The sequence below is a fragment of the Rhodococcus sp. NPDC058505 genome (assembly GCF_042720095.1).
Taxonomy (GTDB): domain Bacteria; phylum Actinomycetota; class Actinomycetes; order Mycobacteriales; family Mycobacteriaceae; genus Rhodococcus_G.
Genome location: NZ_JBHXNB010000026.1, coordinates 15,975 through 41,517, shown reverse-complemented (window position 1 = coordinate 41,517; position 25,543 = coordinate 15,975). Strand labels below are relative to the sequence as shown.

The 25,543-nt window shown below is 71.1% G+C and carries 23 protein-coding genes and 1 other RNA gene; 8 read left to right on the top strand and 16 right to left on the bottom strand.

From position 1 onward, the window contains the following. Positions 1–34: 34 nt before the first annotated feature. Together ACFWPA_RS17180 and ACFWPA_RS17175 are read right to left on the bottom strand one after the other, a co-directional pair. Positions 35–784 (bottom strand): DsbA family protein, encoded by a 750-nt coding sequence (locus tag ACFWPA_RS17180; protein ID WP_378571149.1) that lies wholly within the window; start codon positions 782–784, stop codon positions 35–37. A 70-nt stretch (positions 785–854) separates the two neighbouring features. Further along, entirely contained in the window at positions 855–1,361 is a 507-nt protein-coding gene (locus ACFWPA_RS17175) for a MauE/DoxX family redox-associated membrane protein (protein WP_378571147.1), read from the bottom strand. Positions 1,362–1,426: 65 nt separating this feature from the next. Here ACFWPA_RS17175 and ACFWPA_RS17170 point away from each other — a divergent pair, with 65 nt between their 5' ends. Continuing rightward, positions 1,427–2,188, top strand: a complete 762-nt coding sequence (locus ACFWPA_RS17170; protein ID WP_378571145.1) for a VIT1/CCC1 transporter family protein — start codon at positions 1,427–1,429, stop codon at positions 2,186–2,188. Here ACFWPA_RS17170 and ACFWPA_RS17165 read toward each other — a convergent pair. From ACFWPA_RS17165 to ACFWPA_RS17140, 6 genes are read right to left on the bottom strand one after another with little or no spacing between them, the layout of a single operon-like run. Then, a complete protein-coding gene (locus ACFWPA_RS17165; protein ID WP_378571142.1) occupies positions 2,105–3,376 on the bottom strand; it encodes an MFS transporter in 1,272 nt (423 codons plus the stop codon). The genes ACFWPA_RS17170 and ACFWPA_RS17165 overlap by 84 nt on opposite strands. A 33-nt stretch (positions 3,377–3,409) precedes the next feature. Next, the gene (gene pgm / locus ACFWPA_RS17160; protein WP_378507023.1) at positions 3,410–5,050 is read right to left on the bottom strand and encodes a phosphoglucomutase (alpha-D-glucose-1,6-bisphosphate-dependent); all 1,641 of its coding nucleotides are present in this window, start codon (positions 5,048–5,050) and stop codon (positions 3,410–3,412) included. 43 nt (positions 5,051–5,093) lie between these two features. After that, positions 5,094–5,483 (bottom strand): fluoride efflux transporter CrcB, encoded by a 390-nt coding sequence (gene crcB / locus ACFWPA_RS17155; protein WP_378571140.1) that lies wholly within the window; start codon positions 5,481–5,483, stop codon positions 5,094–5,096. After that, positions 5,480–5,836: a DUF190 domain-containing protein gene (locus ACFWPA_RS17150; RefSeq protein ID WP_378571138.1), complete on the bottom strand. Its 357-nt coding sequence runs from the start codon at positions 5,834–5,836 to the stop codon at positions 5,480–5,482. The genes crcB (ACFWPA_RS17155) and ACFWPA_RS17150 overlap by 4 nt, the downstream gene beginning before the upstream one ends. Position 5,837: 1 nt before the next feature. Then, positions 5,838–6,251, bottom strand: coding sequence for a fluoride efflux transporter CrcB (gene crcB / locus ACFWPA_RS17145; RefSeq protein ID WP_378571136.1), 414 nt, complete (start codon positions 6,249–6,251; stop codon positions 5,838–5,840). 22 nt (positions 6,252–6,273) lie between these two features. Then, positions 6,274–6,915, bottom strand: a complete 642-nt coding sequence (locus ACFWPA_RS17140; RefSeq protein ID WP_378571134.1) for an LON peptidase substrate-binding domain-containing protein — start codon at positions 6,913–6,915, stop codon at positions 6,274–6,276. A gap of 73 nt (positions 6,916–6,988) precedes the next feature. Here ACFWPA_RS17140 and ACFWPA_RS17135 point away from each other — a divergent pair, with 73 nt between their 5' ends. Continuing rightward, positions 6,989–10,213 carry an arabinosyltransferase domain-containing protein gene (locus ACFWPA_RS17135; RefSeq protein WP_378571132.1) on the top strand — a complete coding sequence of 1,075 codons (3,225 nt, stop codon included), beginning with the start codon at positions 6,989–6,991 and terminating at the stop codon, positions 10,211–10,213. Between the two features lie 190 nt (positions 10,214–10,403). After that, complete coding sequence (locus ACFWPA_RS17130; protein WP_378571130.1) at positions 10,404–11,591, top strand: lipase family protein; 1,188 nt, start codon at positions 10,404–10,406, stop codon at positions 11,589–11,591. On the opposite strand, the gene ACFWPA_RS17125 is transcribed toward ACFWPA_RS17130, so the two are convergent. Beyond that, complete coding sequence (locus ACFWPA_RS17125) at positions 11,592–11,942, bottom strand: hypothetical protein (RefSeq protein WP_378507016.1); 351 nt, start codon at positions 11,940–11,942, stop codon at positions 11,592–11,594. 434 nt (positions 11,943–12,376) lie between these two features. Here ACFWPA_RS17125 and ACFWPA_RS17120 point away from each other — a divergent pair, with 434 nt between their 5' ends. Continuing rightward, positions 12,377–12,883 (top strand): hypothetical protein, encoded by a 507-nt coding sequence (locus tag ACFWPA_RS17120; RefSeq protein WP_378507015.1) that lies wholly within the window; start codon positions 12,377–12,379, stop codon positions 12,881–12,883. 328 nt (positions 12,884–13,211) lie between these two features. Here the strand turns inward: ACFWPA_RS17120 and ssrA are convergent. Beyond that, positions 13,212–13,582: a transfer-messenger RNA gene (ssrA, locus tag ACFWPA_RS17115) on the bottom strand. 188 nt (positions 13,583–13,770) lie between these two features. Here ssrA and ACFWPA_RS17110 point away from each other — a divergent pair. Together ACFWPA_RS17110 and ACFWPA_RS17105 are read left to right on the top strand one after the other, a co-directional pair. After that, positions 13,771–15,861 (top strand): peptidase, encoded by a 2,091-nt coding sequence (locus tag ACFWPA_RS17110; RefSeq protein WP_378507014.1) that lies wholly within the window; start codon positions 13,771–13,773, stop codon positions 15,859–15,861. A gap of 111 nt (positions 15,862–15,972) precedes the next feature. Beyond that, the gene (locus ACFWPA_RS17105; RefSeq protein ID WP_378571128.1) at positions 15,973–18,024 is read left to right on the top strand and encodes an elongation factor G; all 2,052 of its coding nucleotides are present in this window, start codon (positions 15,973–15,975) and stop codon (positions 18,022–18,024) included. Here the strand turns inward: ACFWPA_RS17105 and smpB are convergent. The 6 genes from smpB to prfB all read right to left on the bottom strand — a co-directional run bounded on the left by smpB (position 18,021) and on the right by prfB (position 22,832). After that, positions 18,021–18,497: an SsrA-binding protein SmpB gene (gene smpB, locus ACFWPA_RS17100; RefSeq protein ID WP_378507012.1), complete on the bottom strand. Its 477-nt coding sequence runs from the start codon at positions 18,495–18,497 to the stop codon at positions 18,021–18,023. The genes ACFWPA_RS17105 and smpB overlap by 4 nt on opposite strands. Before the next feature lie 68 nt (positions 18,498–18,565). Then, the gene (gene ftsX, locus ACFWPA_RS17095) at positions 18,566–19,471 is read right to left on the bottom strand and encodes a permease-like cell division protein FtsX (RefSeq protein ID WP_378507011.1); all 906 of its coding nucleotides are present in this window, start codon (positions 19,469–19,471) and stop codon (positions 18,566–18,568) included. 43 nt (positions 19,472–19,514) lie between these two features. Then, a complete protein-coding gene (ftsE, locus tag ACFWPA_RS17090) occupies positions 19,515–20,204 on the bottom strand; it encodes a cell division ATP-binding protein FtsE (RefSeq protein WP_378507010.1) in 690 nt (229 codons plus the stop codon). 67 nt (positions 20,205–20,271) lie between these two features. Next, positions 20,272–20,841, bottom strand: a complete 570-nt coding sequence (locus tag ACFWPA_RS17085) for a hypothetical protein (protein WP_378571125.1) — start codon at positions 20,839–20,841, stop codon at positions 20,272–20,274. Continuing rightward, complete coding sequence (locus ACFWPA_RS17080; protein WP_378507008.1) at positions 20,838–21,728, bottom strand: mechanosensitive ion channel family protein; 891 nt, start codon at positions 21,726–21,728, stop codon at positions 20,838–20,840. The genes ACFWPA_RS17085 and ACFWPA_RS17080 overlap by 4 nt, the downstream gene beginning before the upstream one ends. After that, positions 21,729–22,832: a peptide chain release factor 2 gene (gene prfB / locus ACFWPA_RS17075; protein ID WP_378507007.1), complete on the bottom strand. Its 1,104-nt coding sequence runs from the start codon at positions 22,830–22,832 to the stop codon at positions 21,729–21,731. 70 nt (positions 22,833–22,902) lie between these two features. On the opposite strand from prfB, the gene hisN reads away from it, so the two are divergent. Together hisN and ACFWPA_RS17065 are read left to right on the top strand one after the other, a co-directional pair. Further along, a complete protein-coding gene (gene hisN, locus ACFWPA_RS17070; RefSeq protein WP_378507006.1) occupies positions 22,903–23,685 on the top strand; it encodes a histidinol-phosphatase in 783 nt (260 codons plus the stop codon). 316 nt (positions 23,686–24,001) lie between these two features. Continuing rightward, a complete protein-coding gene (locus tag ACFWPA_RS17065) occupies positions 24,002–25,540 on the top strand; it encodes a multicopper oxidase family protein (protein ID WP_378507054.1) in 1,539 nt (512 codons plus the stop codon). Positions 25,541–25,543 lie beyond the last annotated feature (3 nt).

Here is a 25,543-nt window from a genome sequence, read left to right as displayed (position 1 = left end):
CCCGCCGGGTGCCCGCGCCCCGCCCGGTCTGCGGTCAGTTCAGCTTGGAGACCCAGTTCGGGTCGCCGAGCGCGTCGACGACGGTGCCGTCGCTGAGGACCACCGCGGGGGTGCCCGCTGCGCCGGTCGCGGCGAGGGCCTCCCGGCCGGTCTGCGCGGCAGCGGCACCCTGCTCCACCTTCGCGCCGTCGGCGATGCAGGCGGCGGTCGGCTCGTCGGCGCCCGCGTCCTTCGCGAGCTGCGCGAGGTCGGCGTTGCTGTGATCCGTCTTGCCGTTCTCGGCAGGCTGATTGTCCGGCGAGAACAGCGCGGTGTGGAACGCCGAGAACGCGATCGCGTTGCCGCTGTCCGCGACGCACAGCAGTGCCCCCGCGGCGCGCGACGAGTAGTCGCCGCTCGCCGAGAGCCGGTTCAGAAAGTCCAGGGTGTGGTATCGGACCGCGAGCTGGCCCTCGTCGATCTTCTGGGCGACCTCCTGCCCGTTGGTGTGCTCGAGTTCCGCGCAGTACGGGCACATCGGGTCCTCGAACAGGTCGATGGTGGTGGGCGCGTCGGGGACGCCGAGCCGGACGACGCCCTCGGCGTCGGTGCTCACCTGCACCGCCGCGTTGGACACTCCGCCGTAGCCCTCGTTGCGCGGCTTGCTGCGGTTGCTGCTCCACAGCACGCCGCCGATCACGACCGCGGCGATCACCAGCACCGCGATCCCGCCGAGGATGTAGGTCGATCGACTCGACGTCGCCTGCGGCGCCGCCGTGACGGGCTTGGTCTTCTTCGTGCTCACTGCTGCGGTCCTCCGGGGATAGTCCGTGTGACAGGCGTCGGTGCACCCGCCGCCACGTCACAGTGTGGCCTTACTCTGCCACCTTCGGCTGAACGGGAACTGAGTGTCCGGCCCGCGAGCCGGGACCCAACGCGAGGGGGCTGCGGGGATAAACGATCAGCCACGCCGCGAGCACCAGGAACCCGACGTCGCGGAGGATCTCGCGGCCGTAGTCCCAGCCGTCGACGTCGGCGGCGCCGCCCCCACCGAAACAGCCGCAGTCGATCGACAGCCCCCGCGCCCACACCGAGACGATCACCGCGATCAGCAGCAGCAGCAGCGCCGCCGACGCGACCGCCGTCCAGCGCACCGCCAGCCCGACCAGCAGCAGCAGACCCAGCGCGATCTCGACCATCGGCAGGACGGCGGCGACCGGCCGAACGAGCCCCTCGGGCAGCAGCTGGTAGGCGCGCACCGCGACCACCGTCTGGGTGGGATCGGCCAACTTGATGCCACCCGAGATCAGCCACACCGCGGCCAGCGCGACCCGGGCGAGCAGGCTGACGATCGACGTCCAGGGAACTGCACGGTTCGACACGGCCCTCACGCTACCGCCGGCGCGCATCCGGCACCGCCATCGTCGCCGCGCGTAGATTCACGGTCATGAGCGATGCGCCGCACCCGCGCGCCGGCGAGCCCGGATCTCCCCTGCCCCACGGTGCGCTGCCGCACGAGTTCGATCACCGGCACGCCAACGTGTCCGGTGGGTGGTTGCGGGCGGCCGCGTTCGGGGCGATGGACGGCCTGGTGACGAACACCTCGCTGCTCGCGGGTGTCGGCGGCGCGGGTCTGGATGCGCACGCGATCGTGTTGAGCGGGGTCGCCGGGTTGGCGGCGGGCGCATTCTCGATGGCGTTGGGCGAGTACGCGTCGGTGTCGACGGCGAACCAGCAGATCGACGCCGAGGTGCGGGTGGAGGCGCGGGCGCAGCGCAAGCATCCGGTCTCCGAGCAGACCGAACTGGTGGGCACATTCGTGGAGATGGGGATGTCGGAGGCGACCGCGCGGGCGGCGGCCGAGGAGGTGCACCGCGATCCCGAGCAGGCGGTGACGATCCATTTGACACACGAGTTGGGTGTCGACCCGACCGAGAAGCCGTCCCCGTTGGTCGCGGGCGCGTCGTCGTTCCTGATGTTCGCGATCGGGGCGATCATCCCGCTGATTCCGTACCTGCTCGGCTTCGAGTCGCTGATCGCCGGCCTGACGGTCGGGTGCGTCGGCCTGCTGGTGGTCGGTGCGACGACCGCGCACCTGACGTCGCGGCCGCTGGTGTGGGGCGGGCTACGACAGTTGCTGTTCGGGCTCATCGCGGTCGGGGCGACGTACCTTGTCGGCCTGGTGATCGGGGTGGGTGTGCCCGGCTGATCGACCGGCCAGCAGCCAGGCCGCGATCGCGGGGATCGTCAGCGCGCCGGTGACGGCGAACGCGGTGCCGTAGGTCAGTTGCTCGGCGAGCACCCCGGCGACGAGCGGGCCGACGACGGAGCCGACGTCGGATGCCATCTGGAAGGCGGCGAGGACCGGCCCGCCGCGGGCCTTGGATCCGATGACGTCGGCGACGGCGGCCTGCTGCGCGGGGTTCATCAGTCCGGATCCGACGCCCGCGATCGCGGACAGCGCGAACAGCACCCACAGGTTGGGGCTGAACCCGAGGCCCGCGGTGCACAGTCCGCTGACGACGAGCCCGGCGAGGACGAACGGTCGCCGCCCGTACGCGTCGGAGAGGCGCCCTGCCTGGATCTGGACGAGCGCGTTGCCGACCGCGAAGACGGTCAACGCGATGCCCGCGTAGCCGTCGCTGGCGTGCAGCGCCTGCACCACGAACAGCGGCACCAGCGCGACCCGCACCCCGAAGACCGCCCAGCCGTTGGCGAAATTGGACAGCAGCGCCGCCCGGTACACGGGCAGCCGCACGGCCTGACGGAAGGTCATGGTTGCCGCGTCGCTCGACGTCTCGGGGGTGGCGAGCGCGGAGTTCTTGAGCCGGAAGTACACGACGGCCGCCGCGATCAGCAGAGCAACCGCGTAGATGAGGAACGGCACCCGCAGCCCGAACCCGACGAGGGCGGCGCCGACGAGGGGGCCGCCGATGCTGCCGAACAGGAACGAGGTCGCATACAGGCCGGAGACCCGACCCCGGATGTGCGGCGGGGTGATCCGGATCAGCAGCCCGAGCGCGGAGACGGTGAACATGGTGGAGCCGATGCCGCCGATCCCCCGGAAGATCAGCAGTTGCCAGTAGCTCGACGCGAACGCGACCGCCCCGGTGGACGCGGCGACGATCAGCAGCCCGGTCAGATAGGTGGGGCGTTCGCCGATCCGCTGCACCAGCGACCCGCTGGCCGGCGCGAACACCAGGCGCATGAACGCGAACGACGAGATCACGACCGTCGCGGCGAACGCGCCGACGCCGAAGCTGACCGCGAACTGCGGCAGCGCGGGCGCGACGATGCCGTAGCCGAGCGCGATGACGAAGCTCGCGCTCACGAGAACCCAGATCTCGCTGGGGAGTCGGGTGTCCCGGGAGTCGGGGGCGGATTCGGCTGCAGTCATGACCGATCCAAACTAGTCCGTCGACCGGGGCGGTCAGTTCTCGCCCAGCGCGCGGGACACCAACTCCCGCGCCGCGTCCTGCACCTGTCTGAGGTGGTCCGCGCCGAGGAAGGACTCGGCGTAGATCTTGTACTTGTCCTCGGTGCCGGACGGCCGGGCCGCGAACCAGGCGTTCGCGGTGCACACCTTCAGCCCGCCGATCGGTGCTCCGTTGCCCGGCGCCGCGGTGAGGGTCGCGGTGATCGCCTCGCCAGCGAGGTCGGTCGCGGTCACCGCGTCCGGCGTGAGCGCGGCGAGTGCCGCCTTCTGCGTGCGGTCGGCGGGCGCGTCGACCCGCGCATACACCGGGTCCCCGTACCGGTCGGCGAGGTCGCGGTACCGCTGCGACGGGGTGCGGCCGGTGACGGCGAGGATCTCGGCGGCCAGCAACGCGAGCGCGATCCCGTCCTTGTCGGTGGTCCAGACGCGGCCGTCGCGGCGCAGGAACGACGCGCCCGCGCTCTCCTCCCCGCCGAACCCGAGCTCACCCGACGCCAGGCCCGCCACGAACCACTTGAAGCCGACCGGCACCTCCGTCAGGTCGCGGCCCACCCCGGCGGCGACGCGGTCAATCATCGAGGAGCTGACCAGGGTCTTGCCGACCCTGGCCCCCGCGTCCCAGGCCGGGCGGTGCGGGTACAGGTAGTCGACCGCGACGGCCAGGTAGTGGTTCGGGTTCATCAGCCCGGCGTCGGGGGTGACGATGCCGTGCCGGTCGGCGTCGGCGTCGTTGCCGGTCGCGAGGTCGTAGCGGTCGCGGGCCCCGATCAGCGAGGCCATCGCGTCCGGGGACGAGCAGTCCATCCGGATCCGGCCGTCGGTGTCGAGGGTCATGAACCGCCACGTCGCATCGACGGCGGGGTTGACGACGGTCAGATCGAGGCGGTGCCGCTCCGCGATCGCACCCCAGTAGTCGACCGCGGCGCCGCCCATCGGGTCGGCGCCGATCCGGATGCCCGCGGCCCGGACGGCGTCGAGGTCGACGAGGTTCGGCAGGTCGTCGATGTAGGTGGCGAGGTAGTCGTGCGGGTGCGCTGCGGTCGCGAGCGCGGTCGCGAGCGGCACCCGGCGCACCCCGCCGAGGCCCGCGGCGAGCAGTTCGTTGGCGCGGCGCTCGATCACCGACGTCGCGTCCGAGCCGGCGGGCCCACCGGTCGGCGGGTTGTACTTGAAACCGCCGTCGCGGGGCGGGTTGTGCGACGGGGTGACGACGATTCCGTCGGCGAGGGCGGACGGCGCCTGCGCGTTGTGACGCAGGATCGCGTGGCTGACGGCGGGGGTCGGGGTGTACCGGCCCGCGGCGTCGACGAACACGTCGACGCCGTTGCCCGCGAGGACCTCAAGGGCACTGGTCCATGCCGGTTCGGACAGCGCATGCGTGTCCCGGCCGAGGTACAGCGGTCCGGTGTGGCCGCGGCTCGCCCGGTACTCGACGATCGCCTGCGTCGTCGCGAGGATGTGGGCCTCGTTAAACGCACCGTCGAGGCTCGACCCGCGATGCCCGGAGGTGCCGAACGCGACCCGCTCGTCGGGGTTGCCCGGGTCCGGGATCCGGCTGTAGTAGGCCGTCACCAGGTGGGCGAGGTCCTCAAGGTCCTCGGGGCGTGCGGGGGTGCCAGCGCGGGGGTGGGCCATGGCGTCAATTCGACCATGCGGTCCGTTCGCGGGCGGCATTCGATCAGGCGAGCAGGTGGCCGAGGGTGAACCCGACGGCCGCCGCGCCGACCCCGGCGACGACGGTGACCACGACGTTGACCACCGCGTACAGCCGCGCCCGGTCCTCGAACAGCCGGACGGTCTCGTAGCCGAAGGTGCTGAACGTGGTCAACGCGCCGCAGAAGCCGGTCCCGAGCAGCGTCCACAGCGCACTGTCGTGAGCGGTCGCGGCGCCGGCGAGGACACCGAGGATCAGCGATCCGATCACGTTGACGCACAGCGTCCCCCACGGGAAAGCGCTGTCGTGCCGGGACTGCACCGCCCGGTCGAGGAGGTAGCGGGCCGGTGCCCCGATCGCCCCGCCGAGCAGGACGAGCAGGACCGGGGCGAGCGATGCGCCGGGCGCGGTCACTCCGGTCGGTCGCTCACGTGCAACCGTTCGACCCGGTCGACGGTGACGGTCGCCCGGGTGAGCAGTTCGGCGACGGCCGCGACGAACGCGCGGATGCGGGGCTCGTCGTCGACGACGACCACCAGCACCGGCAGCCCGTCGGCGAGGTCGAGGAGGCGGGTGGTGTGAATGCGCGAGGACGCGCCGTAGCCCTCGATGCCGCGCCAGACGCTGGCGCCTGCGAGTCCCGCGTCGCGGGCGCGGCGGACGATCTCCTGGTACGTCGGGCGGTGGTGCCACAGGTCGTCGAGCCCGAGGATGATCGACAGCCGCAGTTCGGACCGGGAATGCACGGTGTGCCGGTCGGTGGTCATGTCAGGTTCCCTTCCCGACGCGCGCGCCGACGACGGCCCGCGCGATCCACAGGCCGGCGAGGACCGCGGCCAGTGCCGCGAGGACGCTGCCGGCCAGGTAGGTGACGGCGAGCGGGGTGCGCCCGCCCGCGAGCAGTTCCCGGACCTCCACCGCGTAGGTGGAGAGGGTGGTGTAGCCGCCGAGAACACCGACCCCGAGGAACGGGCGCAGCAGCCGATGCCCGGTCCACACCTCGGTCACGACCACCATCAGGATCCCGATCAGGAAACAGCCGGTGACGTTCGCGATCGCGGTCGCCACCGGCAGCTGCCCGGGTGTTGGCGGGATCGCCACCGTCAGCGCGTACCTGGCGAGCGCACCGAGCGCGCCGCCCGCCGCGACCACGGCGATCACCGGGACGTCCTCCCGCGTCACCCGCCACCTCCTCCGGTCCCCGCTACCCGCGCCCGCCGAGCCGGAACCGCAGGGCCGCGGCGACGTCGTCCACGGCCCGCGCCAGCACCGGCACCCGCTCGGCCGCGGTCGGCGCGGTCAGCACCCGCAGCTTGTCGAGCGGGCCGAGGGGCAGGACCCGGGCCAGCGTGAACGCCCGATCGCCCGCCGATCCGGTCAGCTGCGACCAGTCCGGGGCCCGCGGCGCACCAGCGACGGTCGATGCCAGGTCGGTGAGTTCGGTGATCCGGTCGGTGAGGGCGGCGACGTCGTCCGCCGACGGCTCCGACGGGTCGTCCGGCCACGACCGCACCCGCGCCAGCGGGTAGGGGGCGTCGGGCAGCCACTCGTCCACCCGGATCCGCTCCTCCCCCACGCAGCCGAGCAGCAGCCTGCCGCCCGGCGCGCGGCGGCACGAGGTGATCCGGGCGACGGTCCCGACACCGGTCCGCTCGTCGCCGCCGCCGACCTCGTTGCCGCGGGCGATCAGCACCACCCCGAACCGCATCCGCTCCGGGGACGCCGTGCAGTGCTCGATCATCGCCAGGTACCGCGGCTCGAACACCTGCAGCGGCAGCACCTCGCCGGGCAGCAGCACCGCACCGAGCGGGAACATCGGCAGTTCACACGTCTCACCCGGCGCCATCTCGTCAGGCTAACAAGGGTCCCGACCTGCGGCTCTGCAGGTGCGCCCTGCCGAGTCGTTAGCATGTCGAGCCGTGACGGACACCAAGACGATCGCCGACCCCGCGGAACGGGCCACCCCCGCCCCGCCCTCCCGGCTCCGCGGGCCACGCCTGGTCGCGGCGGTCAGCGCGCTGCTCGGCATCGTTCTCGCCGTCTCCATCCCGTTCCTCCCGGTCCGGCAGACCGCGGCGACGGTGTCCTGGCCGCAGAACGGGGCGACGACCGGCGTCACGGCACCGCTGGTGTCGTATGCGCCGATCGACCTCGACGTCGCGATCCCGTGCGCCGCCGTCGGCCAGCTGCCCGACGGCGGGGTGCTGGTGTCGACGGCGCCCATCGGGAGCCGGGACGCCGAGCGGTACGGCCTGGTCGCGAAGGTCGTCGCCGACCCCGACCCGCGGCTGGACGTGATCGTCCGGGACCGGGTGCTGGTGTCGACCCCTCTGGACGACCTGACCGCCGGATGCACGATCACCGTCCGCTCCGACCCGGCGGGGACCACCGCCACCGTCGGCGAGGTCACGGCGACGCTGGCCGAGGACCTGCGTCCGCAGCTGGTCGGGGTGTTCTCGCAGCTGCCCGACACCGCCGACGGATTGTCGGTGACCGCGCAGCTCGACACCCGTTTCAGCACCGCCCCGACCCCGCTGAAGCTGGCCGCGATGCTGCTCACCGCGCTCGCGACCGCGGTCTCGCTGGTCGCACTGCACCGCATCGACGCCGCCGACGGGCGGCGAACCCGACGATTCCTGCCCGCCCGGTGGTGGAGCTTCACCCGGATCGACGCGCTCGTCGTCGGCACCCTCGGCCTGTGGCATGTGATCGGCGCGAACACCGCCGACGACGGCTACCAGCTCGGCATGGCCCGCGCCGCGGGCGAGGCCGGCTACATGGCGAACTACTTCCGCTGGTTCGGTGTCCCCGAGGCCCCGTTCGGCACCCCGTTCTACGACGTCCTCGCCTGGATGACCCATGTCTCGACGGCGAGCATCTGGATGCGGCTGCCCGCGCTGTGCGCCGGGCTGCTCGGCTGGTGGCTGATCAGCAGGGAGGTGGCGCCGCGCCTCGGCGCCGCGGCGCGCGCGTCGCGGGGCCCGCTGTGGACCGGAGCGCTGGTGTTCCTCGCGTTCTGGCTGCCGTTCAACAACGGCCTGCGTCCCGAACCGATCGTCGCGGTCGGCGTCCTCGCCACCTGGTGCTCGGTCGAACGCGCGATCGCGACGCGGCGGCTGCTGCCCGCGGCGGCCGCGATCCTGGTCGGCGCCGTCACCGTCACAGCGGGCCCGTCGGGCATCATCTGTTTCGCCGCCCTGATCGCGGGGGCCCGCCCGATCGCCCGCATCATCGCCGACCGGGCGCGGGCGGTCGGCTACGCCGCGACCCTGCTGCCGCTGATCGCGGCCGGCGTGTGGGTGCTGGCGCTGGTGTTCGCGGACCAGACCCTCGCCGCGGTCCGGGAAATGCAGCAGGTGCACGCCATCGGCCCCGCCGACCCCTGGTTCATGGAGTACATGCGCTACCAGTGGCTGCTGCAGATCAGCGTCGACGGATCCCTCTCGCGCCGCTTCGCGGTGTTCACGATGATCCTGTGCCTGGTCACGGTGATCGTGGCAATTCTGCGGCGCGGCGGGCAGATCCCCGGCACCGCGCAGGGGCCGAGTCGCCGGATCGTGGGCATCACCCTCGGCGCGATGATGCTGATGATGTTCGCGCCGACGAAATGGACCCACCACTTCGGCATCTACGCCGGGCTCGCCGCCGCCGTCGCGGTGGTCGCCGCGATCGCGGTCTCGCCCGTCGTGCTGCGGTCGCGTCGCAACCGGGCCCTGTTCGCGGCGGCGGTCACGTTCCTGGTCACGATGTCGTTCGTCAGCCAGAACGGCTGGTGGTACGTGTCGAGCTACGGTGTCCCGTGGTGGGACAAGCCGCCGTCCGTCGCTGGCGTCGGTTTCGCGACGCTGCTCCTCGGCGCCACCCTCGCGCTGCTCGCGGTCGCCGCCTGGTACCACGTGCACCCCACCGCGGACCGGCGACGCGACCCCGGGCGGCTGTGGTCGATCCCGCCGCTGACGGTGGCCGCCGCCGCGCTGGTCCTGTTCGAGGTGCTCTCCCTCGCGAAGGGCGCGGTGGCCCAGTACCCGGCGTACTCGGTGGCGCGGTCCAGCATCGACTCGATCACCGGCAACAGCTGTGGCCTCGCGAACGACGTTCTGCTGGAAACCGATCCGAACGCGTCCACGCTGCGGCCGCTGTCGGGTGACGTCGCAGCCGGGCTCACCGCGGGTGGCGGGGACGGGTTCACCCCGAATGGCGTCGCCGCCGACCTGACCCCCGACGAGGAGGATCTCGCCGCAGGCACCGCCAACACCATCGACCGCACCGGGGACTCCGGTGACACCGCCGGCGCGGGAACCGCGGGCGGATTCGGCGGCGAGGGCGTCAACGGCTCCACCGTCGCGTTGCCGTTCGGTCTCGCGCCCGCGTCCACCCCGGTGCTCGGCAGCTACGGCGCGTCCGGCGCCGCGCAGGTGACCACCGACTGGTACCGACTGCCCGACCCGGACAGCGGGGGTTCGCGCGGCGACCTGATCTCCATCGCCGTCGCGGGCCGCATCCACTCCGTCGACGCGGACGGCATCGCCACCTACGGCCAGCGGCTCGACGTCGAGTACGGCGTCACCGACGCAGTCGGGGTGCGGATGCTCGGCTCGACCACCCCGATCGACATCGGCCCGGTCCCGTCGTGGCGGAACCTGCGGGTCCCCCTCGACCGGCTGCCCGCCGAGGCCGACGTGGTGCGCATCGTCGCCGCCGACACCGACATCGCGGGCGACCAGTGGCTCGCGTTCACGCCGCCGCGGGTCCCGGTCACGCAGACGCTGCAGGACGTCGTCGGGACGCAGACACCGGTGCTGCTGGACTGGGCCGTCGGCTTGAACTTCCCGTGCCAGGCGCAGATGCTGCACCGCAACGGCGTCGCGGAGGTGCCCGAGTACCGGATCCTCCCGGACCGGCACGGTGCCATCGCCACCGGACGCTGGCAGGACCACGCCGGCGGCGGGCCGCTCGGCTGGACCGGCATGCTGCTCGGTGCCCGCACCATCCCGTCCTACCTGGCGCACGACTGGGACCGGGACTGGGGGTCCATCGAGCAGTTCGTCCCGATCGACCGCGCCGCGGGCCCGGCCCGGGTCGACACCGCAACGGTGACCCGGTCCGGGACGTGGACCCCCGGCCCGATCATCACCGCCTGGTAGCGCTGCGCGCCCGTGCAGATGTGGCGGCTCCGCTGCGCTGCGCGCCGGTGCAGATGTGGCGGCTCCGCTGCGCTGCGCGCCGGTGCAGATGTGGCGGCTCCGCCGCCGTGCGTGATTTTTACCCCAATAGTGGTGAAAATCACGCACGGACCGCGAAGCGGTTTACGCTGTAGGGCGGAAAGGGACTTCCATGCGCATTCTGCTCGGGCGGTCCGTGGCCGCCGCACTCGCAATGCTCGCCTGCCTGCTCTTCGCCACTCCCCCCATACAGGCCCAGCCCACGACTCCGGTCGCCGACCCGGACCCGTTCTACTGGGCGCCGCCCGACCTCGCGGCCCGCGCCAACGGGGAGGTGCTGCGCACCCGCCCCGTCGACGTCTCCCGGTACGGCAACGCCGACGGCTGGCAGGTCCTGTTCCGATCCACTAACTCATCGGGCGCGCCGATCGCGGCCGCCACGACGGTGATGGTGCCGCGCGGCGGCGTCGACCGCCCGCTGGTGTCCTATCAGGCGATCATCAACTCGCTCGGCACCCAGTGCGGGCCGTCGCACACCCTCTTCAACGGGCAGTTCACCGAGGCTCCCGCGCTGGCGCCGCTGCTGCTGCGGGGCTGGGCCGTCACGATTCCCGACCACCTCGGACCGACCAGCGCGTACGGCGCCGCCCGGCTCGGCGGGCAGATCGTGTTGGACGGGATCCGCGCGGTCAAACACCTGCCCGAACTGCGCCTGGTCCGCAGCCCGGTCGGCCTCGTCGGCTACTCCGGCGGCGGCATGGCCACCGGCTGGGCCGCCGCGCTGGCCCCGACATACGCGCCCGACCTGCCGATCGTCGGGGTCGCGCAGGGGGGTGTCCCCACCAATCTGATCGAGATGGCCGCCGGTCTCGGCCCGGCCCCGCACCCGCTGTTCGGGCTGGCGTTCGCCGCGACGCTCGGCCTCGAGCGGGAGTACCCGAACCAGATCATGGTGTCGCCGTTCCTGACGCAGGAAGGCAGGTCGCTGCGCGATCGGATCGTCAACGCCTGCTCACAGCAGATCATCGACGACGGCGCAGGCCACAGCACCGGTGAAATGACGCAGGACCCGAACCGGGTGCTGCAACCCCCGATGCGCACAGTCTTCGACGAGAACAGCCTGCTGACCTATCCGGGCGCCCCGACCGCTCCGGTGTTCGCGTGGCACGGGGCGGGCGACCAGCTGGCACCGCTCGATTCGACGTCGGCGACGATGAGCCGCTGGTGCGCGTCCGGCACCCGGGTGTTGTTCAACGTGCTGCCCGGCGATCACGGACCCGCCGCGATCGAGGGCATCCCCGGCGTCTTCGGCTACCTCGGTGACCGGTTCGGGGGCGTGCCCGCTCCCAGCAACTGCTGACTACGGCGCGGGCCACGGCGGCAGCGGCGGCTTGACCCAGGTGATCTTCTCGTCGGCGTGCGCGGGGACGGCGCGCGGGTCGCCCGGATGGGCCGCGGCCCAGCGGTTCTTCTCGTCGAGCAGGTCAGCGACCACGGTCCACGTCTCGTGCGTGCTCGGCGGGTTCGCGCCAGCGGCGCGGGCGAGCTTGCGGAGCCGCTCGTCGGGCATCGCGAGCAGGTCGGCGCTGCCGATCCCGAGGTCCCACACGAACCGCGCCAGCCCGAGCGCCTTGTCGCGGCGCCGCCGCGAGGCCGCGTCGGTGTGCGCGAAGTCGACGGCATGGAGGGATTCTGGTCCGCCGGATTCCACGAGTACAGACTAGTCACCGCAAGTCGACGACACGGAGCGATGCCTCCCACCCTGCGGACCCTGGCGGTCGTCGAATGCCAATATGGTCCACACGCCGGGTGAAGGCTGACCTCTAGATCGGTGGGTGCAAGTGCAGGATCGGCCCTGGTCGAACAAGCAGATGGAGCTGCTGGCCCAATGTCTCCGCGACGGAGTGGGTCCGGTCGCTGGCTGTCCCGAGTACGACGACGTAATGATCTGGTATGACGAGCTCGCCGCCGAGGTTCACGAAAAAGTGCAGTCACTTCCCTGGGATTCCCTACTCCCCAGCGCGGACCCGGATCTTACGTTCCGGACGAAGACGATCGATACTTTGAGGGAGAAGCTCAACCGCCTCGACTCCGGCCCGCTCAACAACATCGTGGACATCGCGGGGGGTGCGCTGCGACGCCGAGATGACGCTCGACCAGCAAGACGCGGTTGCAGCAGCGATTGCGCACTCGTTCGGTATGGACCCAAGCAAGGCGATCAAGGATCTGCGCGTCCACCATCACAGCGGGTATCGAGCGGTCCACATCCACCTCAAGCTGCGTAGAGCAATGGCCGAGGTCCAGGTTCGTACCGAACTGCAAAGCAAATGGGCGAACACCTATGAACGTCTTGGCGATATCGTCGGCCGAGGCATCCGATACAGCAGCGTCGATCAGACAACGATCAGTGACGCGACAGACCCAACATGGATCGCAATCGCCACCAGACTCCAGGAGATCTCCACCGGGCACATCAGGGTGATCGAGGAACGCAAGAACACGATCGCGCAGATGCTTCCAGAGGCTGGATACGTGTGGCAGAGTCTCGATGATCTGCCCGAACACGTTCGTAGGATCGGCGAATCGGTGCTCGAAGGCGAAGCCCAGCTATCTATTATGCTCGACGACATCGAGCGGACACTTCGCGGCTGACCGAGGGAGGGACGGCATAGTGACAGCATTTGTGATCGAGTTCAATCGCAAGACTGCAGACCGAACCGTGACCCAGTTCTCCGGGGCGGACGGACGTCGATCGGCCATGCTGCACCGGCTTCAACTTGAGAAGGCACGCTCTGATTCCAACGTGGAGATTGTCTCCCTGGTGAGCGATTCGATCGAGATGCTTCGTCGCACGCACTCACGGTATTTCCTGGGCCACGAACGTCCGAGCACTCACTAGATCCGTCCGCATCCGCCGCCTCCCTCGGCAGGGCCCCGGAAACGGGGCGAGGCCCCGGACCGTGTGGTCCGGGGCCTCATGCGGTGGAGCTGCCGGGAATTGAACCCGGGTCCTACGCAAATTTGCCTGGGCTTCTCCGTGTGCAGTTCGCTATGCCTCTACTTGGATCTCCCGGTCTCGCGAACAAGCCGTGATGACGATCCCAGTCACTGTTGGATGTCCCGCCCGACTCCGTGACCGAGCCGTGCGGTAAAGCCCTCTAGCTGATGCCAGTACCCGACCCGAGGGCGAGATCGGACTGACAGACACGCTTCGCTACTTAGGCAGCGAGAGCGTAGTCGCGCTGATTGGAATCGGCGCTTAATTGGTTGCATCGACGCTTACGGTGGTCTCTTGCCTGCACCGACACGCTTCCCCAAACTAAACGTACGCAGTCGAAACCGTTCAGCCCCGTACGTACCCAGCAACCTGCTGGGACCACACACTGTAACGCGCCGCGGCGGGGAAATCATCCCCATTTTCCGGTCGGCGTGTCGACGCACCCAAACCTGGACATATGTCCAGCTACCGCCTACGCTGCGAACCCACCCGCCCGATGATTCAGGCCACACCCACCCGACCCGGGAGACCTCGGACACACATGACCCTCGCCGCCCGCCTTCGCCGTGTCCTTCCCGCGCTCGGGGTCGCCGCCGCACTCGTGGTCGGCGGCGCGACCTCCGCTGGTGCGGCCCCGGAGCCCGCGCCCACCGGTCCCGGCGACGACCCCGTGTTCGGGCTCGCGAACGGCTGCTACGCCCTCCGCTCCGAGCAGACGGGAGCGTTCGCCCGGCTCACCCCGGACGGCTACCGGATCGACGCGGGCACCGCAGCCGAGGCCGAGGCATTCCGGTTGCACGCCGCACAGCTGGGTCGGTTCATGTTCTACGGCCGCGGCGGCGACCTGCTCGCCACCGACGACACGCCTGCGGGCCCGGCGATCGTCGCGACCCGCGACGCCACCCCCGCGACCGACTGGACCCTGACGCACACCGGCGGCGTCTACAGCATCGTCTCCACCGACACCGGCGACCAGCTCACCGCCAACGAGGGCAGGTTCTTCTCCACCGACCCCGGGATCGACCCCGACGGCGGCCGTTTCACGCTGGTCCCGACGTCGGGGTGCGCCGACTTCCCCGACTCCGAGGTGAACGCGACCGGAACGCCGCTGGCCGGGACCGGGCCGAACGGGGAGGTCCGCGGGTTCATCGACGCCCACGTGCACCTCGACGCGAACCTGTTCATCGGCGGCCAGGTGCACTGCGGCACCCCGTTCGACCCGCAGGGCATCACCGCCGCCCTGCGGGATTGCGCCGACCACGGCACCGACGGCCTGCCCGCGCTGCTGGAGAACATCCTGTCCCACGGCTCCCCGGTCGCCGAGCACGACACCGTCGGCTGGCCCACCTTCCGGGACTGGCCGCACCCCGATTCGCTGACCCACGAGCAGACCTACTACCGCTGGGTCGAACGCGCCTGGCGCGGCGGCCTGCGAATCTTCACCAACCTGCTGGTCAACAACCGGGTGCTGTGCGACATCTACCCGCTGAAGAACCGGTCCTGCAACGACATGGACACCATTCGCGCGCAGGCGCAGCAGGTGCACGAGATGCAGGACTACATCGACGCCCAGTACGGCGGTCCCGGCCGCGGCTGGTTCCGGATCGTCAGCTCCCCCGCCGAGGTCCGCGAGGTCGCCGCCGCGGGCAAGCTCGCCGTCACCCTCGGCGTCGAAACGTCGGAACCGTTCGGGTGCAGCATCCGGGACGGCGTGCCGCAATGCACGGCCGAAGACATCGACCGCGGCCTCGACGAGGTGTACGCGATGGGGGTGCGGCAGATGGTCGTCACCCACAAGTTCGATAACGCGTTCGGCGGCGTCCGGTTCGACCCGGGCATCCAGGGGGTCGCGGTCAATGTCGGCAACTTCATCGGCACCGGACGGTTCTGGGAGGCGGAGCCGTGCACGACCCGGGAACGCGACAACGAGCTGCTGTCCGTCGGTGACGGACCCGCCGCTGCGCTCGCCGCGCTGCCGCCCGGCGTCACGACACCGGTGTACCCGTCCGGACCGCTGTGCAACACCCGCGGCCTGACCGACCTCGGCGAGCACATGGTCCGCGGCATGATGGCCCGCGGCATGATCGTCGACGTCGACCACATGAGCGTGAAGACCGCAGCGGACACCCTGACGATCCTTGAGGAGGCCGGGTACTCGGGTGTGGTGTCGAGCCACAGCTGGACCGACCCGCTGAACTACAAGCGGATCTACGCGCTCGGCGGATTCGTTGCGGCCTACGCGTCGACCCCGCAGGCCGACCCGACGCAGGACGACTTCGTTTCCGCGTGGCGGGAGGCCCGCGGGATGCGCAGCGACGACTACTACTTCGGCTTCGGGTACGGCGCGGACACCAACGGTTTCGGTCCGCAGGCGCGGCCGCGGACCGACGCAGCGACCAGCCCGCTGCGCTACCCGTACACCACCTTCGACGGCGGCACCGTGATGGACCGGCAGCGGACCGGGGAGCGGGTCTTCGACCTGAACGTCGACGGGGTCGCGCAGTACGGGCTGATCCCCGACTGGATCGAAGACATGCGGATCCACGCGGGCGAGGACGGGGACCGGATCATCGAGGACCTGAGCCGCGGCGCCGAGGCGTACCTGCAGATGTGGGAGCGCGTGGACCGCTGACGCGGGCGGCGGGCGGCCGAATCGTCCGGCCGCGGCGAGGGTTCGGGCCTAGACTCGACGACGAGCCGACACCGTCACCCCAGGCGGCACCGCCACCGTGAGGAGGCCATCGTGGCCGACCGAACCTCGTCCCGTTCGACGCCCGCCGCATCGGTCACCGGACCGGACCGGATCCGCAACGTCGTCCTCGTCGGATGCAGCGGGGTCGGGAAGACCACCCTCGCCGAATCCCTCGCGCTGGCCGCCGGCGCGATCGGCAGGGCAGGCCGCGTCGCCGACGGAACCACGGTCTCCGACCACGAGGACATCGAGCACCAGCAGCAGCGGTCGGTGCAACTGTCGGTGCTCCCCCTGGACTGGGCCGGGGTGCGGATCAACCTGCTGGATCCGCCGGGACATCCCGACTTCGACGCCGAACTCCGCGCCGGGCTGCGGGCGGCGGACGGCGCGGTGTTCGTCGTCTCCGCGACCGACCCGGTCACCGCGCCGACCCGGGCGCTGTGGCGGGAGGCGTCCGACGCGGGCGTGCCGCGGGCGATCGCGGTCTCGAAGCTCGACCTGGCCAGGGAGGGCTTCGCCGAGATCCTCGCCGCCTGCCACGACGCGTTCGGCCTCGGGCCCGACACGCTGCGGGCGATGTTCGTTCCGGTGCTCGACGACGGCGGCGCTCCCCGCGGGTCGATCGACCTGCTGACCGGTCGCGGATACGGGGACACCGAGGGCGCGCCCGACATCAGCGCCGCACGGGACAGCCTCGTCGAGGCCATCTCCGGTCTCGACGACACCCTGATGGAGCGGTATCTCGGCGGTGAGGAACTCGACACCGACGCGCTGTTCGCCGGGCTGCGGCACGAGATCGTCGACTGCACTTTGCATCCCGCGCTCGCCGTCACCGACTCCGGGTTCGGCGCCGCGGAGCTGCTCGACCTGATCGCCGGGGCGTTCCCGGATCCGACGCATCGGGTCGGGCCCGGCCCGGCCGCCGACCCGGCTGCCCCGCTGACGGCCCAGGTCATCCGGATCGTCGGCGACGCGTACGTGGGCCGGATCAACCTGGTCCGGGTGTACGCGGGCACCCTGCGCCCGGACACTCACCTGTGGGTGCTCGGGGAACAGACCACCGAGGAACGGGTGACGACGCTCGCCGGCCCGTTCGGCAAGACCACGCATCCGGTCCCGGAGGCGGTGGCTGGCGACCTCGTCTGCGTGCCGAAGGTCGCGGCGACGCACATCGGCGACACCCTCACCGACGACCCGGCGACGACACCGATGCCCGCCTGGCCGCTGCCCGCGGCGCTGCTGCCGATCGGGGTCGAGGCGCACGGCAAGGCCGACGAGGACAAGCTGTCGCAGGCGCTGACCCGGCTCACCGTCGAGGATCCGGCGTTGCGGCTCGAGCAGGACCCGCAGACCCACCAGCTGGTGCTGTGGTGCACCGGCGAGGCGCACGCGGAGGTGACCCTCGACCGGCTGCGCAGCAGGCACGGCGTGCACGTCGACACCGTGCCGTACCGGGTCGCGCTGCGGGAGACGTTCGGCGCGCGGTCGTCGGGGCACGGCCGCCTGGTCAAGCAGTCCGGCGGGCACGGCCAGTACGCGATCTGCGACCTGGAGGTCGAACCGCTGCCCGCGGGCGGGGGCTTCGAGTTCGCGGTGCAGGTGGTCGGCGGGTCGGTGCCGAAGAACTTCATTCCGTCGGTGGAGAAGGGCGTCCGCACCCAGCTGCTGTCCGGGGTCGGCACCGGCCACCCCCTCGTCGACGTGCGGGTCACCCTGGTCGACGGGAAGGCGCATTCGGTGGATTCGTCGGACGCCGCCTTTCAGACGGCGGCGGCGCTGGCGCTCAAGGATGCCGCGAGCCGCACCGAGATCCGGTTACTCGAACCGGTCGCCGCGGTCCGCGTCGTCCTGCCCGACGACTACCTCGGTGCCGTGCTCGGCGACCTGTCGGCGCGGCGCGGGCACGTGCTCGGGACGGAGACCACCGAGCCGGGGACCACGCTGCTGCGCGCCGAGGTGCCCGAGATCGAACTCGCCCGCTACCCGGTCGACCTGCGCTCGCTCACCCACGGCACCGCCGACTTCGCCCGCGCGCACCTGCGATACGAGGTGATGCCGACCGCGGTCGCGTCCCGCTACGCAGGCGGCGGCGACGCAGGCTAGCGGCTCATCCCCTTCACGCGGCGCCCGATCTCCCGGGTCACCTCGCGTTCCGCAGTGCGCCGGGCGATGTCCTGACGCTTGTCGTAGTCCTGCTTGCCCTTCGCCAGCGCGAGCTCGACCTTCACCTTGCCGTCGCTGAAGTACATCGACAGCGGCACCAGCGTCTGGTTGCCCTCCCTGGACTTGCCGACGAGGTTGTCGATCTCGCGGCGGTGCAGCAGCAGCTTGCGGGTGCGGCGCGGCGAGTGGTTCGTCCAGCTGCCGTGCCCGTACTCGGGGATGTGCAGGCCGCGCAGCCACACCTCGCCGTCGTCGACGGTCGCGAACGCGTCCACCAGCGACGCCTTCCCCTCGCGCAGGCTCTTCACCTCGGTGCCGACCAGGGCGATGCCCGCCTCGAAGGTATCGAGGATGGTGTAGTTGTGCCGCGCCTTACGGTTCGTGGCAATGACCTTGCGGCCCTTTTCCTTCACGTCCGGGCCCCTTCGAAGTACCTCGGCAATGTCACGTACAGACCAGGATAGTGCGCCCCGGCAACCGGTTATTCCCGCACGTACAGGCGCAGCGTCACGTAGGCGGTGACGGCGGCCATCCCGACCCCGACCAGCGCCAGGATCGGCGACACCAGCAGCACGTCACTGTTGGAGATGCGGGCGACGATGTTCGCGTCGTACACGTCGGTGAGTACGTCGTCGATGAACATGTTCTTCGCCGTGAACAGGCCGGCGATCGCGAGGCCCGCACCGACCAGGGCAGCGACGACCGCCTCCAGCAGGAACGGCAGCTGGGTGTACCAGCGGGTGGCGCCGACCAGGCGCATGATCCCGACCTCGGTGCGGCGAGTGTACGCGGCGATCTGAACCATGTTGGCGATCAACAGGATCGACGCGATCGCCTGCACGATCGCGATCGCGAACGCCGCGTTGCGAATGCCGCCGAGGACACTGAACAGCCGCTCGACGAGGTCCCGCTGGTTGAGCACGCTGTCGACGCCGGGCCGCTGCGCGAACGCGTCCTCGACGGCACCGAACTGCATCGGATCCGACATCCGCACCTTGAACGATGCGGGCAGTGCCTCCGGGCTGACCATCGAGGCGAGCTCCGGCTGGTCCTTGAACACCCGCTCCTTGGCGTCGGCGACCGCGTCCTCGCGGCTGAGGTACTGCACCGACACCACCGCGTCGGTGCCCTCGAGGTCCTCGCGCAGCCCGCGGCAGAGGTCCTGGGTGCAGCCGGGGTCGGTGGCGGACACGTCCTCGGTGAGGAAGATCTGCACCTCGACCCGGTCCAGGAAGATCTGCTGCGTCTTGTCGGCCATCTGCACGACGAGCAGGCCGCTGCCGAACAGGCCGAGGGAGATCGCGGTGGTGAGGACCATCGCGACCGTCATGGTGATGTTGCGGCGCAGTCCGGTGAAGACCTCGCCGAGGATGAAGCTGACGCGCATCGGGTGGTGTCCTTCGTGTGTCGGGGCGGGACGGCGGGGCGGGCTAGCGCCCGACCCCGTACACGCCCCGTGCCTCGTCGCGGACCACGCGACCGAGGTCGAGTTCGACCACCCGCCTGCGCATCGAGTCGACGATGTGGTTGTCGTGGGTGGCCATCAGCACCGTGGTGCCGGTCCGGTTGATCCGTTCGAGCAGCAGCATGATGTCGCCGCTGGTGTCGGGATCGAGGTTGCCGGTCGGCTCGTCGGCGAGCAGCACCAGCGGGCGGTTGACGAAGGCCCGCGCGATCGCGACCCGCTGCTGCTCGCCGCCGGACAGTTCGTGCGGCAGCCGATCCGCCTTGCCGGACAGGCCAACCAGGTCGAGCACCTCGGGCACGGTCCGCTCGATCATGTCCCGCGGCCTGCCGATCACCTCGAGCGCGAACGCGACGTTCTCGGACACCGTCTTGCTCGACAGCAGCCGGAAATCTTGGAACACGCACCCCATCGACTGCCGCAGCTTCGGCACCCGCCGCGCGGGCAGCCGGTTGACGTGGAAGTCGGCGACGTGGATCTCGCCAGCCGTCGGGGTCTCCTCCCGCAGCAGCAGCCGCATGAACGTGGACTTCCCGGACCCGGAGGCTCCGATCAGGAAGACGAACTCGCCCTTGTCGATCGAGACGCTGACCTTGTCCAGGGCGGGCCGTGAGGACGCCTTGTAGGACTTCGACACACTCTCCACGCTGATCACGAGGAGCCAGTCTAGACATGCCGGGCGATGCGGCAGCGAGGTCCGACATGCCCGCAGGTGACGCCCGTCAGGGTGTGCTGGTTGCCGGTGTCGGCGTGACCGTCCCGCTCGGCTGCTCGGTGGTCTCGACGGCAACCCCCGGCGGCAGTTCCACACCGGACGGGACCAGACCCGGCGGCAGCACGATCAACGGCTCCGTCGTCGGTGTGGTGCTCGCCGCGGTGCCCGTCCCGGTCGCCGACCCCGACGGGGTCGGGGTGGTGGTCGGCGGGGTGGATGTGGGCGGCCGCGTCGTGGTGTTCGCGGCGGGCGGGGGTGTCGGGGTTGGCGACTCGGTCCCGGCGGGCGCCGGACGCTGCTGCGCGGGCAGCTCCGGGTTCAGTTCGCCGTGCAGCACGGCGGTCGCGGCGAACGCGACGGCGATCAGCACGGTCGAGGTCCTGGCCCGCCCCAGGTGGCCGGGCAGCCGCCACTGCCGCACCCGATGCCACCAGCCGGACCGCTCGATCCGGCGCAACCAGGCGCGTTTGGTGTCCCCCGCGTCCGCGGCGGACGGCCGCTCCGGTGCCGACGTCGGGTTCTCGGGCGCCGGGTTCTCGGGGGCCGGGTTCTGCGGGGTCGACTCGTCCGCGGTCACGTCGCGTCCCCCTGGTCGACGGTGAGGTCCGGGCCGACGAAGATGCCCTCCCGCCGCAGCGCGGCCGCGACCCGAATCCGCAGGGCGCGCCCGACCTCGAACTGCTTGCCGGGCAGGGTGCGGGCAACGACCCGGATGTTGACGGTGTCGACCTCGATCGACTCGACGCCCATCACGGTCGGCTCGTCGAGCAGCAGCGGCTCCAGGTCGAGGTCGGCGAACGCCTCCCGGCACACGGTCCGCAGCACGTCGTTGACGTGGTTGAGGTCGGCGGCCGCGGGGATCGGCACGTCGACGACCGCGCGCGCCCAATCCTTGGACAGGTTGACGGCCTTGACGATCTGCCCGTTCGGGACGGTGATCACCTCACCGTCCGAGGACCGCAGCCGGGTCACCCGCAGCGTCACGTCCTCGACGGTGCCGTATGCGTCGTCGCCGGAGCCGGTGATCGCGATCTTCACCACGTCCCCGAAGCCGTACTGCTTCTCGGTGATGATGAAGAAGCCGGCGAGGATGTCCTGCACGATGCGCTGCGCGCCGAAGCCGAGCGCGGCACCGAGGACGGTGGCCGGCGCGACGAGGCTGCCGATCGCGAAGCCGAGCCGCTGCAGCACCTCGATCGCGACGAGCACGTAGACGATCGAGATCAGCACCCAGGTGATCACCTGGGCGAGGGCGTGCCGGTGCTTGGTGGCCTCGGACCGCACCAGGGCGTCGCCCTGGCTGTAGCCCAGGTCGATGCGGTCGGTGATCCGGCCGCCGCCCCAGCTGATGAACCGCGCGATGAGGATGCCCCCGAGCACGTACAGGACGATCTCGAGGCCGCTCGACGACAGCCATCTCCGGAATCCCGTGTCCGGGATCCAGTCGAGCGCGAGGGCGGTCAACTAGTCCTGCTCTCCGCGCATCCGCCACCGGATCCCGGACTCGATGAACCCGTCGATGTCGCCGTCGAGGACGGCGGACGGGTTGTTCACCTCGTGCTCGGTGCGCAGGTCCTTGACCATCTGGTACGGGTGCAGCACGTAGGACCGCATCTGGTTGCCCCACGAGCTGCCGCCGTCGCCCTTGAGGGCGTCCATCTCGGCGCGCTCCTCCTGCCGCTTGCGTTCGAGGAGCTTGGCCTGCAGCACCCGCATCGCGGACACCTTGTTCTGCAGCTGCGACTTCTCGTTCTGGCAGGTGACGACGATGCCGGTCGGGACGTGCGTCAGGCGGACGGCGGAGTCGGTGGTGTTCACGGACTGCCCGCCGGGGCCGGACGAGCGGTAGACGTCGACGCGGACGTCGTTCTCGTCGATGTCGATGTGGTCGGTGGTCTCGACGACCGGCAGCACCTCGACCTCGGCGAACGAGGTCTGCCTGCGGCCCTGGTTGTCGAACGGGCTGATCCGCACCAGGCGATGCGTGCCCATCTCGATGGACAGGGTGCCGTACGCGTAGGGCGCCTTGACCGCGAACGTCGCCGACTTGATGCCCGCCTCCTCGGCGTAGGAGGTGTCGTAGACCTCGGTGCCGTAGCCGTGCTTCTCCGCCCAGCGGATGTACATCCGCATCAGCATCTCGGCCCAGTCCGCGGCGTCAACGCCGCCCGCACCCGCGCGGATGTTGACCAGCGCGTCGCGCTCGTCGTACTCGCCGGAGAGCATCGTCTTGACCTCCATCGCGGCGATGTCCTCGCGCAGCTGGGCGCGTTCGGCGTCGGCATCCGCGACGGCGTCCGCGCCGTCCTCCTCGGCCAGCTCGTACAGCACCTCCATGTCGTCGAGCCGGGAGCGGAGTTCCTCGACGCGCCGCAGTTCGGCCTGCGCGTGCGAGAGCTGACTGGTGACCTGCTGGGCGTGTTCCTGGTTGTTCCACAGGTCGGGGTCGGCGGCCTGGTGCTCGAGCTCGTCGATGCGTCGACGCAGCTCCTCGACGTCGAGCACCGTCTCGACGGTGGTCAGGGTGGTGTCGAGTTCGGCGAGGTCAGCGGAAACGTCGGGATGCACGAGAATCAAGGCTACCGGGTGTGCGGAGTGCCCCGGAGTCGGGAGGCCGCCGCCGGTAGCCTGTACCCCCGTGACCGATCTCGCTGCCGACCTGCTCCTCGCCCTGCGCATCGCCGACGCCGCCGACGCCATCACCCGGGACCGGTTCGGCGCCCTCGACCTCAAGGTCGACGACAAGCCCGACCTGACGCCGGTGTCCGACGCGGACCTCGCGGTGGAGCAGCGGGTGCGGGCGATCCTCGACCAGGAGCGCCAGGGCGACGCGGTGCTCGGCGAGGAGTTCGGCGGCGAGGCCCGCTTCGAGGGCAGGCAGTGGGTGGTCGACCCGATCGACGGCACCAAGAACTTCGTCCGCGGGGTGCCGGTGTGGTCGACGCTGATCGCGCTGCTGCAGGACGGCGTCCCGGTCGTCGGCGTGATCAGCGCGCCCGCCCTGTCCCGACGCTGGTGGGCGTCCGCGGGCGCCGGCTCCTTCACTTCCTTCGACGGTGCGGCACCGAGGCGGATCGCGGTGTCCGCCGTCGACCGTCTCGACGCAGCGAGCCTGAGCTTCTCCAGCCTGAGCGGCTGGCGCGACCTCGGCATCCGGGACCGGTTCCTCGACCTGACCGACGCGGTGTGGCGGGTCCGCGGCTACGGCGACTTCCTGTCCTACTGCCTGCTCGCCGAGGGGGCGCTGGAGATCGCCGCCGAACCCGAGGTGTCACTGTGGGACCTCGCCCCCCTCGACCTGCTGGTCCGCGAGGCGGGTGGCCGGTTCACCGCCCTCGACGGCAGCGACGGCCCGCACGGAGGCAGCGCGGTCGCGAGCAACGGCCTGCTGCACGACGAGGTGCTCACCCGGCTGCGCTGAGCCGGGCCCTCCCGCCCCCGGCAATCCCCCTGTGCACACGCCGATTGCGGTGTGCGCGGGAGTGTTGGGCGCCGAACACCCCTGCGCACGCGCGAGGAACCCTGTGCACACGGCGTCCGGCGCAGCCTCTAGCACCTCACCGCCACCTTCCACAAGGGCCGCGGGGAGGAATTTCACCGGCGATCTCCGGCCTCGGGGCGGAGGTCGCGCGCGCCGGGACCGCGAAGACTGGGGACGTCCCGCACCGCCGCGCCCGAGGAGTTCCGTGAACCGCCCGCCCACCGCACCGCTGACCCGCCGCGCCGTCCTGATCGGGATGGCCGCGGCCCCGCTCGCCCTGTCCGTCGGATGCGCTCGCGGGCAGTCGACCCCGGCCGACGCGGACCCCGCCGCCGACGCGTCGGGCCGCAGGCCGCTGCCGGTTCCCCCGCTCGCCGACTCCAGCGTCGACGCGGCCGGGGTCCGGCACTTCACGCTGACCGCCGCGGCGGGCCACACGGAGATGGTTCCCGGGAAGTCCACGCCGACCTGGGGATTCAACGGATCGGTGCTCGGCCCGACGATCCGCGCCCGGCGCGGCGAGCGGGTCGCGTTCGCGATCACCAACGACCTGCCGGAGGCGACCACCGTGCACTGGCACGGGGTGCATGTCCCGGCCCGCTTCGACGGCGGACCGCACCAGACGATCGACCCCGGCGCCCGGTGGGAACCGGCGTGGACGGTCAACCAGCCCGCCGCGACCCTCTGGTACCACCCGCATCCGCACGGCTCCACCGAGAAGCACGCGTACCGGGGGCTGGCCGGCATGTTCCTTGTCGACGACGACGAGGCCGACGCCCTCGGCCTGCCGAATACCTACGGCGTCGATGACATCCCGCTGGTCATCCAGGACCGCCGGTTCACCGCGGACGGCGCCCTCGACGAGTCCGATCCCACCGACGTCGGCCTGCTCGGCGACACCATCGTCACCAACGGGATCGCGGGCGCCTACCTGAAGGTGGGCACCGAATCGGTGCGGCTGCGGCTGCTCAACGGGTCCGGCGGCCGGATGTACAACCTCGGCTTCGCCGACGATCGCGAGTTCACGATGATCGCCAGCGACGGCGGGCTGCTGGCGAAGCCCGCCCGGATGCGGCGGATCACCCTCAGCCCCGGCGAGCGAGCCGAGATCGTGGTCGCGGCGGGCACCGACCCGGTCCTGCTGCGCGCGTTCCCGTTCGAGGACCGCGCCGGGCTCGACCGGGGCACCGCCGCCGAATACGGCTTCGACGACACCTTCGACATCCTCGAACTGCGCCCGTCCCGCAGCCCCGGACGGTCCGCGCCGCTGCCCGCGACGCTGACGACCCTCCCCCGCCTCGACCCGTCGACCGCCGTCGCGCAGCGGAGCTTCGAGTTGCAGTGGTTCATGATCAACGGCGAGCGGATGGACATGAACCGGATCGACTTCAGCCCGACCGTGGACACCACCGAGGTGTGGACGGTCCGCAACGCCGACAACTGGCCGCACAACTTCCACGTGCACGACACCCAGTTCCGGATCCTCGACATCGACGGGGCGTCGCCGCCGCCGGAGCTGGCCGGCTGGAAGGACACCGTCTACACCCCGCCGGGCGCCACGATCCGGCTGGTCCTCCGGTTCTCGGAGTACACCGACCCGACGTTCCCGTACATGTACCACTGCCACCTGATGCTGCACGAGGACCAGGGGATGATGGGCCAGTTCCTGGTCCTCGCGCCGGGCCAGAAGCCGGAGCCGATGACGATGCCCATGACCGGGATGGATCACGGTGCGACGCCGCCGAGCACCGGTGGGCAGGCGCCGGGCACGGCGTCCGGGCACGGCGGACACTGAGGA